This window comes from Burkholderia sp. 3C (assembly GCF_054589155.1).
Window position 1 is genome coordinate 52077 of the sequence record NZ_BAAILN010000155.1, and the last position, 12679, is coordinate 64755.

11 protein-coding genes are annotated in these 12679 nt (G+C 60.2%); 4 read left to right on the forward strand and 7 right to left on the reverse strand.

Going from position 1 to position 12679, the window contains the following annotated elements:
- On the forward strand, positions 1-288 hold a 288-nt coding region (locus tag ACYP33_RS32910; RefSeq protein WP_459625330.1), incomplete at its 5' end, for a nitroreductase family protein.
- Between the two features lie 96 nt (positions 289-384).
- Here the strand turns inward: ACYP33_RS32910 and ACYP33_RS32915 are convergent.
- A complete protein-coding gene (locus tag ACYP33_RS32915; protein ID WP_459625331.1) occupies positions 385-2127 on the reverse strand; it encodes a cyclic peptide export ABC transporter in 1743 nt (580 codons plus the stop codon).
- A gap of 435 nt (positions 2128-2562) precedes the next feature.
- Between ACYP33_RS32915 and ACYP33_RS32920 the strand changes: the two genes are divergently transcribed.
- Positions 2563-2832, forward strand: coding sequence for a hypothetical protein (locus ACYP33_RS32920; RefSeq protein WP_414441842.1), 270 nt, complete (start codon positions 2563-2565; stop codon positions 2830-2832).
- Entirely contained in the window at positions 2819-3016 is a 198-nt protein-coding gene (locus ACYP33_RS32925; protein ID WP_459625332.1) for a hypothetical protein, read from the forward strand. Before ACYP33_RS32920 ends, ACYP33_RS32925 begins: the two co-directional genes overlap by 14 nt.
- Positions 3017-3129: 113 nt before the next feature.
- Here the strand turns inward: ACYP33_RS32925 and ACYP33_RS32930 are convergent, their stop codons facing one another.
- A complete protein-coding gene (locus ACYP33_RS32930; RefSeq protein WP_414447707.1) occupies positions 3130-4644 on the reverse strand; it encodes an acetyl-CoA hydrolase/transferase family protein in 1515 nt (504 codons plus the stop codon).
- A gap of 429 nt (positions 4645-5073) precedes the next feature.
- On the opposite strand from ACYP33_RS32930, the gene ACYP33_RS32935 reads away from it, so the two are divergent.
- Positions 5074-7065, forward strand: a complete 1992-nt coding sequence (locus ACYP33_RS32935) for a gamma-glutamyltransferase family protein (protein ID WP_459625333.1) — start codon at positions 5074-5076, stop codon at positions 7063-7065.
- Positions 7066-7219: 154 nt separating this feature from the next.
- Here the strand turns inward: ACYP33_RS32935 and ACYP33_RS32940 are convergent, their stop codons facing one another.
- From ACYP33_RS32940 to ACYP33_RS32960, 5 genes are all read right to left on the reverse strand, one after another.
- Positions 7220-9583, reverse strand: a complete 2364-nt coding sequence (locus ACYP33_RS32940; RefSeq protein ID WP_459625334.1) for a hypothetical protein — start codon at positions 9581-9583, stop codon at positions 7220-7222.
- Complete coding sequence (locus ACYP33_RS32945; protein WP_459625335.1) at positions 9538-9942, reverse strand: M78 family metallopeptidase domain-containing protein; 405 nt, start codon at positions 9940-9942, stop codon at positions 9538-9540. Before ACYP33_RS32945 ends, ACYP33_RS32940 begins: the two co-directional genes overlap by 46 nt.
- A 14-nt stretch (positions 9943-9956) precedes the next feature.
- Positions 9957-10745: a hypothetical protein gene (locus ACYP33_RS32950; RefSeq protein ID WP_459625336.1), complete on the reverse strand. Its 789-nt coding sequence runs from the start codon at positions 10743-10745 to the stop codon at positions 9957-9959.
- Positions 10746-10990: 245 nt separating this feature from the next.
- Positions 10991-11800 (reverse strand): hypothetical protein, encoded by an 810-nt coding sequence (locus tag ACYP33_RS32955; RefSeq protein ID WP_459625337.1) that lies wholly within the window; start codon positions 11798-11800, stop codon positions 10991-10993.
- Between the two features lie 20 nt (positions 11801-11820).
- Complete coding sequence (locus ACYP33_RS32960; RefSeq protein ID WP_459625338.1) at positions 11821-12612, reverse strand: hypothetical protein; 792 nt, start codon at positions 12610-12612, stop codon at positions 11821-11823.
- Between the last annotated feature and the right edge of the window lie 67 nt (positions 12613-12679).

Sequence of the window (12679 nt, forward strand, 5' to 3'; positions counted from 1 at the left end):
GTGGCGATCCGCGACGATGCGGGCATTCCGGAAGTCGAACAGTTGCTCTCGACGGGCGCCGCCACCATGAACCTGCTGAACGCCTGCCACGCACTGGGCTACGGCGCGTTCTGGATCACCGGCGACGACGCCTACGATCCAAAGCTGCCGCTCGCGCTCGATTTCGAGCCGACCGACCGCCTGCTCGGCTTCCTGATGGTCGGCACGCCGGCCTCGCAGGATGCGCCGCCGCCGCGCCCGTCGCGCGCGAACCATGTGCGCGAGTGGCTCGGCCGCGCATCGATCTGATCGTTTTCGGCTGATGACCGGAGCCGCAGGCGCGGCCCGGTTCGCACCATGAAGCCACGGCCCGCCCGGTCACCCCGGCGGGCCGTTTCGCTTGGGTCAGTGCGTGCGTACGCCGCCTTCGACAGCCGCCACGCCTTCGAGGCGCTCGGCCGCCGTGCCGCGATCCTCGTAGACGAACTCCGAACCCTTCGACGACTGGATGATCTGGCCGCGCTCGATACGGATCACGCGATCGGCGACGTGGAAATAACGATCGTCGTGCGACACCACGATCAGCGTCTTGCCCTGGCGCTTCAGTTCCGGCAGGAACACCGTGTAGAACACGCGGCGGAACGTCGGATCCTGGTCGGCCGCCCATTCGTCGAACATCATCACCGGGCGCTGTTCGAGCATCGCGTGCACCAGCGCGAGCCGCTTGCGTTGGCCCGTCGACAGATCGATGGTCGAGAACACGCCGTCCTCGATCTTCACCTTGTGCGCGATCTCCAGTTGCTCCAGGTAGGCCTGCGCGCGTGCGATCAGCGCGGCGTCGTGCACCACCAGATCCTCGAACAGGTGGTAATCGGCGAACACCGCCGAATAGAGCTGGCGGTAGGCATCCATGCGCTCGGCCGGCACCGGCTCGCCGTTCAGCAGCAACTGGCCCTGCCCGGCTTCGTACAGCCCCAGCAGCAGCTTGATCAGCGTGGTCTTGCCGCTGCCGTTCTCGCCGATCACGAACACCATGTCGCCGCGTTCGATCTTCAGGTCGATGGGCCCAAGCCGGAACGGCGGCTGGCCGCCGACCGGCGGGAATTCCCACGCGGCCTGACGCAGTTCGATCTCGCGCAGGTCGGCGAACGGCGTGGGCGGCGTGCCGTCGAGCAGCCGCGCCTCGCGATTCGCGAATTGCGCCGTCAGTTCGGCGATGCGCTGGAACGAGATGCGCGCCTGGCTCAACGCCGGCAGGCTGCTTGCCAGCGTTTCCACCGGACCGCGCACGTAGAGCAGCACGATCACGAAGCCGCTGACCACTTCCGGCGACACGCCCAGACGCTGCTGCAACAGCAGCAGCACGCCGATCACGACGAAGAACAGCGTGGTGACCGACGCGCTCGCGCCGTAATACAGCCGCATCGCCTTGATCTTCAGTTCGGCCACCTCGTCGGCCGCGCCGGCCAGGCGCGTGCCGAACACGCGCTGGCGGCGGTCGCGGTTGATGCGCAGTTCCTTCGCGCCCTCGGTGATCGCGCGGTATTGCTTCTGCAGCTCGTCCTGCGCGCCGCGCACGCCCCGGTAGTACTGCCCCCACTTGAGGCTGGCGTACTGGTTGATCAACGCGCCGATCACGATCGCCACCAGCGCGATCAGGAACAGCGGCACCGACAGCACCAGCATGTAGGCCACGCAGCCCGCCGCCACCGCTGCTGCGACGGCGACGTTCGGGAAGCTGAAGGTCATCGCGCTGACGGTTTCCACGTCGCTGTTCAGCGTCGAAAGCAGGCGGTGCGTCTTGTAGCGTTCGAGCTCGGCCACCGGCGCGCACACGATGCGCGCCGAAATGTCCTTGCGCAGCGCGGCGATGATGCGCTGGCCCGTCACGCTGTTGCCGATCCCGGCGATGCCGTTGCACAGCAGCGTGATCACGCAGAGTGCGACGAAGGTAACGGCGGTTTTCTCGCCGAGGCCGCCCGGCGCATGCAGGCTGGCATTGATCACCGACAGCAGCCAGGCCGTGCAAAGGCCGCCCGCGATGCCCAGCAGCGTCGCGCCGAGCGTGATCGGCAGGTACGGCCGAAGCAATTGCAGCAAGGTGCCGCCGTAATGTTCGCGCGGGGTGCCGCGCTTGTCGCCAGTCATCGGTAGTTCCTCGGGTGTGTGATGCGCGCCGGCGCGGCGTGGGTGGCGACGCCGGCGAACAGGAGCCGGCCGACGCCCGCCGAACGGGCCTGCGGCACAGCCTACCGCGATGCCGGACCGGTGCGAACCGCTCTCGTTTGCCGGCCGCGCCGCCCGGCCTACTGCCGCCTTGCCGGCGCCTCATCGCGATAATGATTCTTATTTGCAACGCGCGAATGATATTAGGTGCCGCCCGAATTGGCAACCGCCCGGGGCTGCCGCACCTGCGGTTTGCCGCGTGCGGCAAGGCTTTGCGCGGCGCTCGGGCGGCTCGCCGAGGGTGCGGGATCGGCCGTTCGGCCAGTTTCATCCGCCCCCGTTTGTTCCGGGTTGTGTCGCCTCAAAATACTGGATATATTTACAGCACTGTACTGATAACCAGTATCGAGGTGAGCAATGGAACATCGGGTTCGAATCGTCAACGATACCGATCGCCAGATCCTTGCGTGGCTGCGCAGCCAGGCCGGCGACGAACGCGTCGCACGGGCGCTCCACCAGCTCGGGCGCACGCGTAAGCCTTACGTATCGGCACTGTGCCGTTATCTCGGCCTGCGCCCGCCGGTCACGATCCAGCGGCCCGCGCGCCGCGCCGCCACCGATCACTCGGTCGGCGATCACTACCTGGCGCTGATCCGCCAGCATCTGGCCCATCATGCGGCCCGTTGAGCCGAGCGCCGGCTGGCGCATCTCGGCGGCCACCGCCGCAGCCTCGCGCGGCAGCGGCGCGTTGCGGCGGCGCGCGTTCGTGATCGGTGCGCCGGCACGGCACGCGCGTCACGTCACGGCGTATCGCGGCGCGCAGCGTGCCGAAGGCGAAACGGGCGAAGCGCTCGAAACCGGCAGCGAATAAACGCAAAGGCCGCCCGCAACCTTCAGGTTGCGCGGCGGCCTTTTGCCGATGGAGCCGGCCCGCTGGCGAACGGCATTGCGCCTTCCGCCCGGGGTTCCGGCGGTCTGCCAGCCTTACGGCTTCATCGTGCCGGTGCGCACGAAGCGCTCGTGCCACGACAGCGCCTCGCCGAGCAAGTGCGGCGTGTGCTTGCCGAAGCTCTCGCGGCTCGCGCGCTCGAAGTAATCGGCCAGCATCGGGCGGAAATCCGGGTGCGCGCAGGTGTCGATGATCTTGCGCGCGCGCTGGCGCGGCGACAGCCCGCGCACGTCGGCCAGGCCCTGCTCGGTCACCACCACGCCCACGTCGTGCTCGGTGTGGTCCACGTGGCTGGCCATCGGCACGATCCGAGAAATCGTGCCGCCCTTGGCCGTGCTGGCCGACATGAAGCAGGACAAATAACCATTGCGCGCGAAGTCGCCCGAACCGCCAATGCCGTTCTGGATCTTCGTGCCCATCACGTGCGTGGAATTCACGTTGCCGTAGATATCGGCTTCGATCATCCCGTTCATCGCGATGCAGCCGAGGCGGCGCACGAGTTCGGGGTGATTGCTGATCTCCTGCGGGCGCAGCAGGATCTTCGAGCGGAACAGCGCGATATCGTCGGCGAAGCGCTTCACGGCGTCGGGGCTCAACGAAAGCGCCGTGGCCGAGGCGAAGCTTAGCGTGCCGTTCGCGAGCAGGTCGAGCATGCCGTCCTGAATGACCTCGGTGTAGGCGCTCAGGTTCGTGAAGCCGCCCTCGCCCAGCCCGGCCAGCACGGCGTTCGTGATGTTGCCCACGCCCGATTGCAGCGGCAGCAGGTTGGCCGGCAGGCGGCCGCGGCCGATTTCGTGGCGCAGGAAATCGATCAGGTGGCTCGCGATCAGCTTCGAGGCGTCGTCCGGAGCGTTGAACGCGTTGCTGCGATCGGGCGCGTCGGTTTCCACGATCGCGATGATCTTCTCGGCCGCGCAACGCAGGTACGGCTCGCCGATGCGGTCGTCGGCCGACACCAGCGGAATCGGCTTGCGGTTCGGCGGCAGCGCGGTGCCGTAATAGATATCGTGCATGCCGTCGAGGCCGAGCGGCTGGCGCGAATTGACTTCAAGAATCACCTTCTTGGCCTGATCGAGCCAGGTCTTGTTGTTGCCGACCGAAGCGGACGGAATCAACAAGCCGTCCTCGCGAATGCCGGCCACCTCCACCACCGCCACGTCGATTTCGCCGAACAGGCCGAACCACGCGTATTGGGCGACATGGCTCAGGTGGATGTCCTGATAGTCGAGCTCGCCGGCGTTGATCTTCTCGCGCAGGATCGGGTCCGATTGATACGGCAGGCGCATCGAGATGCCGTCGGCCTTGGCCAGCGCGCCGTCGAGTTCGGGCGCGGTGGAGGCGCCGGTCAGCACGTTGATCCGGAAATCCTCGCCGCGTGCGTGCGCGGCCGAGATGCGCGTGGCGAGTGCGGTCGGCACGGCCTTCGGGTAGCCGGAACCGGTGAAGCCGCTCATGGCGACGGTCATGTTCGGGGCGATCAGCGCGGCGGCTTCATCGGCGGTGCGCACCAGCGAGCGCAGGGATTCTGCGTGGATTCGGGATGTGGACATGGCGAGATTCGAACGGGGTGTATTGGTATCGCGTCGAGCGGCGCCGCGGCGGGGTGTCTCGGAAGCGGCGCGTGGCCTGGCGGCTTGCGACAGCGGGCCGAGGGCAGGACACGCCGGGCAGTATCGCAGAGGCCCCTGCACGCATAGATGAGCCGCCCTGCAAAACTGCATTGCCGGATTCACGCGATATTTAGTGGTCAACATCGTTTAACGCGAGGCCAAAACGCGCACCGTGCGGTACCACGCATTCATCTATCGGCGGCGGGCCAAGCCATCGCAAAAATCGTGTCGTATCCGTAAGCCCATGTTGGAATACGGAAAACTGCCCGATTGCCAATTGAAATATTTCCGGTAAGGATCGATTCGCGTGTGAGGCCGATTGCCACGGCGAACACGCGCCATTCCAACGATATTTCCTACCGCGAACCGATGACCCCTCCCAAACTTCTGCCGTACGTGTCCGCCGTGCTGGCCGCCGCGTTGATGAGCGCCTGCGGCGGCGACACCGAAACCGCCGCGCCGGCGCCGTCCCCAACCACTTCCACCGACACCACCTGCCTCGCGATCGACAGCAGCGGCTCGACCTCGGTGGTCGGCTCGAACCAGCCCGGTGACCCGTCGCTGCCGGAGCCGGCCTCGGGTTATCGCAAGGGGCTCAAGCCGATCGTCGCGAAAACCTACCTGGTCACCACCTCGAACGCCTATGCGAGCGCGGCCGGCTGCGCGGTGCTGCGCAAGGGCGGCTCGGCGGCCGACGCGGCGGTGGCCGTACAGGCCGTGCTCGGGCTGACCGTGCCGGAAGCCACGGGGCTCGGGTCGGGCGGCGTGCTGCTCTACTACGACGGCCGCGCCAAGACGCTGCAGGCCTACGACGGCCGTGAAACCGCGCCCGCCGCCGCGACAGAAAACTACCTGCGCTACGTGGACGACACCAGCGACCAGACCGTCCCGGTGCCGAGCGCGCGCGCCAGCGGCCGCTCGATCGGTACCATCGGCGTGCCGCGCCTGATCGAATTGCTGCAGCGCGACCACGGCAAGCTGCCATGGCGCGACCTGTTCGGCGATGCAATCTCGCTGGCCACCAACGGCTTCCCGATCGGCGGGCGGCTGGCCGCCGCGATCTCGGGCAACACCGCGAGCCTGAAGCGCGACGCCGAAGCCGCCGCCTACTTCCTGAACGCCGACGGCACGCCGAAGGCGCTCGGCACCGTGCTGAAGAACCCGGCCTATGCCGATGCGCTCACGCAGATGTCGCAAAACGGCGCGAACGCGCTTTACACGGGTGCGATCGCACAGGACATCGTCGCGAAGATCGCCACCACCACCGGCGCGGACGGCTCGAAGATCACCCCGGGCAAGACCACGCTGGCCGACCTCGCCGCCTATCAGGCCAAGCGCCGCGACGCCATCTGCACGACCTATCGCGGCGCGTACTGGGTATGCGGCATGCCGCCGCCGTCCTCGGGCGGCATCGCGGTGGCCTCGGCGCTCGGCATCCTCGAGAACTTCGACCTGAAATCGATGGGGCCGACGGCTCTCGACCTCGAGGGCGGCAAACCGGGCGTGCAGGCCGTGCACCTGATCACCGAAGCCGAGCGGCTCGCCTACGCCGACCGCGACAAGTACGTGGCCGACACCGATTTCATCCCGCTGCCCGGCGGCAGCGCCGACACGATGCTGAACAAGCCGTACCTGAAGCAGCGCGCGGCCCTGATCAGCACCGCCAAGAGCATGGGCACCGCGCTGCCCGGCGATCTCGGCGCGATCCCGCTCGGCGTGGACACCACGTTGATCGAGCACGGCACCAATCAGTTCACCATCGTCGACGGCGACGGCAGCGTGTTGAGCGCGACCACCACGGTCGAATCGAGCATGGGGTCGTTCCACATGACCCACGGCTTCCTGCTCAACAACCAGTTGACCGACTTCTCGGCCAGCCCCACCGATACCGGCGGCGCGTTGGTGGCGAACCGCGTGCAGCCGGGCAAGCGCCCGCGCAGCTCGATGGCGCCGACCATCGTGTTCAAGGTCGCGGCGGACGGCTCGAAGGGGGATTTCCTGATGGCGACCGGCTCGCCGGGCGGCGGCACGATTCCGCAGTACGTGCTCAAGACGCTGGTCGGCACGCTCGACTGGGGCCTCGACGCGCAGCAGTCGGCCGGGCTGATCGATTTCGGCGCGAGCAACAGCCCGACCACCACGGTCGGCGGCGAGCATCCGAACGTCGACACCAGCAACGGCGGTGCGAACGATGCGCTGCTCGTGGGGCTGAAGGCGCTGGGTCACACTGTTTCGACTTCGGCGCAGGCCAGCGGCGTGAATACCGTGCTGCGGATTCAGCAGAACGGCGTGGCGTTGCTGCAAGGTGGGACTGATCCGCGCCGTGAGGGCGTGGTGCTTGGGGATACGTTTACGCGGTGAATGTGAAACGGGGCGCGGTGCCTGCCAGACGACAAGCACCGCGCCGCCCGCCCACCTCGCCTCGGGGATGCGATTTACCGGTGTAAGCCGATCTACCTTCAACACAGGTCAGCGTTCAGCCCGAGACATGCCTTCTTCAAACGCATTGACGCGATTAGACTTGAAAACTCCAAATCGCGTGGGCAACGGGGAAGCCACTGCCGCCAGGAATATAGATGGCATTGTTTTGGATCAAGTGCCCGTCGCCAGTGTATTTGGAACTCGCTGTCAGATACCCAGACGAATCATAAGTCTTGGCGTTATATGAACCATCGTTGTTGTACGAGAACTTTGAGAACCCCGTAAGGTTGCCCGTTCTCGTGCTAAATCGATCAGCTTCGATCTGACGCCCAAGGCCATCAAAGAAATCACGCTCAAACAGCTTTCCAGACGAATATTGATAATAGTCGTAGACGATATGATTGACACCAAAAAGCGCGACCATTTCCTCCGCCCCGTCGAACGTATGTGCGATAAAGCTATTATCGACCGCGAAGTCGTACAGTTTTGTCGCCGTTCCGTTCGAGTAAAAGATATCCCGTGTCTTGAAGCCGCTGGTGTTGAAGGTTGCATATTCGGTCATCTGTCCATTCGCTCCAAACAACGCTCCAAATTGCGAGCCGTCGCTATTAAATACGTGAGAAGCGTAGCTGCCGTCAGCATTGAAGTCGATCTGCTTGTTCGCTTTTCCATCTGCGCCGAAGAAGATATCCTGCGTCTTGACACCGGCGGTATTGAACTTCGCATGCTCGGTCACTTCACCATTGACGCCGAACAGCGTCGCGGTTTGTGAGCCATCGGCAGCGAAATCGTACTTCGTGTAGCTGTTGTCGAGGTTGAAGTCGTATTGCTGCGTGGCCTTGCCGTCGGCACCGTAGAAGGTATCGAGCGTCTTGACGCCGCTGGCATTGAACTTCGCGTACTCGGTCATCTGGCCCGTCGTGCCGTACAGCGTCGCTGTCTGGGTGCCATCGGCGGCGAAGTCGTACTTCGTGTAGCTGTTGTCGAGGTTGAAGTTGTATTGTTGCGTGGCCTTGCCGCTCGCGCCGTAAAAGGTATCGAGCGTCTTGAAGCCGTTGGTATTGAACTTCGCATATTCGGTCATCTGGCCGCTCGTGCCGTACAGCGTCGCGGTCTGGGTGCCATCAACGGCGAAGTCGTACTTCGTGTAGCTGTTGTCGAGGTTGAAGCTGAATTGCTGCGTGGCCTTGCCGTTCGCGCCGTAGAACGTATCGAACGTCTTGAAACCGTTGGCATTGAACTTCGCGTACTCGGTTATCTGGCCGGTCGTGCCGTACAGCGTTGCTGTCTGAGTGCCATCGGCGGCGAAGTCGTGCTTCGTGTAGCTGTGGTCGAGGTTGAAGTTGTATTGCTGCGTGGCCTTGCCATTCGTGCCGTAGAAGGTATCGAACGTCTTGAAGCCGTCGGCATTGAACTTCGCGTACTCGGTCATCTGGCCGGTCGGGCCGTACAGCGTCGCTGTCTGGGTGCCATCGGCGGCGAAGTCGTACTTTGTGTAGCTGTTGTCGAGGTTGAAGTGGTATTGCTGCGTGGCCTTGCCATTCGTGCCGTAGAAGGTATCGAGCGTCTTGAAGCCGCTTGCATTGAACTTCGCGTACTCGGTCATCTGGCCGGTCGGGCCGTACAGCGTCGCTGTCTGAGAACCATCGATGGCAAAGTCGTACTTCGTATAGCTCGCGTCGAGGTTGAAGTTGTATTGTTGCGTGGCCTTGCCGTCGGCGCCATAGAAGGTGTCCAGCGTCTTAAAGCCTGCGGCGTTGAACTTCGCGTATTCGTTGATCTTGCCATTCACGCCATACAGCGTCGCAGTCTGCGAGCCATCGGGGCTGAAGTCGTACTTCGTGTGGCTATTGTCAGGCCGGAAATCGTAGCGCTGGGTTTCCTTGCCATCGGCTCCAAAAAATACGTCCTGGAGTTTGAACCCGGTGTGATCGAATTTTGCTTGCTCCTGGATTTGACCGTCGGGATCGAACAGGGACGTCGTCACTGTGCCTTTCAACGAAAGCTCGCCATTTACCATGACCCATCCGCCGTTCAGCAGCGGAATGGCTTTTGTATCAATCGTGAATACCGGCTGGCCATCAACCGTGGAGTTGGTGTACGTGATCATGTCGCCCTGGACCTTCTGCCAGTCGACGAGATTCGCGTCCATGCCGGATTGCTGGAGAATCCAGCAATCCGCATAGTACTGTGTATATGTCAGGTGTTTGGCAATGGACGGCGGCAGCATTCCATAGTACTTGTCCGCAGCATCAACAAATGCCGTGCCTGGATTGGTAAGTATCTGAGCAGTTGCGGATCCCCACGTTATATTTTTGACGTCGATGCCGGCCGACTGCGCTAGTTTATTCAGTTGCAGCGTCAATCGACTGTCGAATAAGTCAGAATGCATGTGACCGGCCGCGCCACCGGTCAACCCCAACTGAAAGGCAACGATGTATTCGGAAAGCAGCGCCACCCTTCATTGGTCAAGCCATTTGCGACGGCTTGATCAGGACTCAATGCGAGCGAACCACCTATCCCACCCGGTAGTAATGCATGTCCGAGTTCATGCGCGAGCGTAGTTACGAATAAGGTTTCCGATTCGTTCCACGCAGGGTCGAAAAAAATAGTCTTTTTAGAAAAATCAGTATACACCCCATAATTTTCTTTTCCAGTTTTGAAATACCAGTCATCGTGATTTCCATAGGTATTCAGTTCGTCAGCCAGGAACGGTGATTTTTCTGCTGCCGCAACAATCGCGTTATACTTCGCAGAATTTAGACCAAATCCTTTAGCCAATTTTTTAAGAGCATTATTTCCGAGAGCAATCGTCATTTTTTCCACCACATTTAATTATTATTGAGTTCAATGACAATATTGGAAAGGTTGCCGGTCGGATCAAAACTGATGGTTATGATCTTGCACCCCTTATCGTCTACTTGCTGGTATCTCCAGTTTTCGTTTCCGTGAGGCTCTGTCGCTTTAGCCGGGCCGCCGTGGGAAAATAGCTGGGGCGGGAGACGTATAAATTTTTTCGCGAATATGTTTATCGCGTCATCAAAATTCGGCCCATCTTTATCAAGGTTAAAATTCAGCGCTGCGGAAAAAAATCCCGACGAATGAACTTTTCTCCCTCCCACAAACTGAGCTCCGGGAACCGTTCCACCGAAATCCTCTGATACTTTTCTTCTTGAAATTATCGAATCTGGCACGCTACCCATAATCAAAATATGGCGCACCCCGCCATCAACGTCATCGGATATGCTCACCTCTTCTAGGTTGAAAATATTTTTCAGATTGGTTTCGGTATAGAACTTATCCTGCAGCAGGAGATCGCTGTCAAAAATAACCTTGAGATTTTTAGCAAACTCGACGGGAGTTTTCGGCCTGGGTATCATTTGCGTTACCTCTTTTCCGCCTTGCGGGGAAACGGACTGGTTTGTCGGCGAAACGACTTGCCGTGCGGAATTTAGATGGCTCGTTAAAGCAGGAGCCGTCTGCGGCGCATCTTCCGGTTGCAAATAACGCAAACTCCCCGGCAATGCGGTCGGCATGTGGAACACCGGCGCCGGCTGCGCGTAACTTATATTGCTTGCCACGGTGGCGGTCGCCACTGCGGCTGCTGTCAAGGCTTTCATCGGTCTTGTTCCTCTCAAAAACAGCGTTTAACAACCAGGCTACGGAGCTAATAGAATCCGCCCCGAATCGATTAAAAAACCTCTCTTACCGAACCGCTCGAATCTCAGCTGCCACCCGGCGGCAAATCAATCCGCTTTCCCGCACCTCACCACCCACCTAATCCCGCATCGATTTACGAATCCCATCCCTGACCGGCTCAAGCAGATAATCGAAAGCCGAACGCGCTTTTCATTAAGAGCCACCGTCATTTTTCACCACCCTGATTATTATTTTTCTTGATCTCAATAAGGACGCTGGAAAGCACACCAGCCGGATTGAAACCGATGATCACTTCCTTTTCCATTTGACAGCCTACCTGCCGGTATTTCCATGTTTCGTTTCCATGTGGGGCCGTAGCAGCAGGCGGGCCGCCATGGGGAGATGGCTCGTCCGGAAGACGAACAAATTTCTCGGCGAATATTTTTTCGGTCGCACCAAAATCCGGCCCTTCGCCATAAAGGGAAAAATTCAATCCCGCAGAAATTGAACCATTTTTAAGGAATTTTTTCCCACCCACAAAATTCGCGCCAGCTATCGACTCTCCCACGGATTCCGACACTTTTACTCTTGGAATCGCTGCTGCGGGAACGCTGGCCATAATCGAAATCTGACGCTCCCCACTGTCGGCATCATCGAATATGCTGACTTCTTCCAGATTAAAAACATCTTTCAGATTGGCGTCGGTATAGAACGCATCCTGCAGCAGGAGATCGCCGTCAAAAATCACCTTGAGGTTCTCAGCAAACTCGGTAGGATTTTTCGGTCTCGATATCATCTGCGCCCCCCGTTCTCCGCCCTTCTGAGAAACAGACTGATTTGCCGGCGAACTCGTTTGCTGTACAGAATTCAAATGGCTCGTTAATGCCGGAATCATCTGCGGCGCATCCTCCGGTTGCACAAAATGAAGCCTTCCCGGCAACGTCGCCGGCATATCCAACGCCGGTGCCGGCTGCGCATAACTTATGTTGCTTACCACGGTGGCGGTCGCCACTGCGGCTACTTTCATGGCTTTCATCGGCATTGCTCCTCACGACCTTATTTTTTAGTTTTTTTGACTTGAATAAGAACACTGGAAAGACTTCCAGCGGGGTTAAAACCGATGGTAATTGCCCTATCCGTTCGTTCGTCTACCTGCTCAAACTTCCACGTTTCGTTTCCATGAGAGGCCGTCGCTGCGCTAGGGCCGCCATGCGGAGATGGCTGAGGCGGAACAAGAAAAAATCTTTTTCCAAATATTTTCATCGCAGCATCAAAATCCGGGCCGCCTTCGTACATTCCAAAGTTCAAACCACCTCTGATTGACTCTAATTGGTCAGTCCTTCCACCAACAAAATCCGCCCCTGAAGTCGATCCACCGAAAAATTCGGATGCTTTTATTCTCGGGAAAATTTCTTCGGATACGCGCCCAACTATCGAGATACTTTTCCCAGAGCCATCGATTCTGTTACTAACTTTCAAACTCTCCAGATTAAAAATATCTTTTAAATTTACCTCGGCGTAGAACGCATCTTGCAACAGGAGATCATTGTCAAAAATGACCTTAAAATTCCGAACAAATTCAATGGGAGTTTTCGGCTTGGATATCATCCGCGCCACCCCTTTTCCGCCTTTCGAAGAAATAGACTGGTTTTCCGGTGGGCTCGTTTGCTGCGCAGAATTCAAATGACTCGTCAATGCAGGCTTCATCTGCGGCGCATCATCCGGTTGAAAATAACGCAAACTCCCCGGCAATGCGGTCGGCATGTGGAACACCGGCGCCGGCTGCGCGTAACTTATGTTGCTTGCCACGGTGGCGGTCGCCACTGCGGTTACTGTCATGGCTTTCATCGGTATTGCTCCTCACGAAAACAGCGTTTAACAACCGGGCTGGAACGTTGATCCAACCTCCTGAATG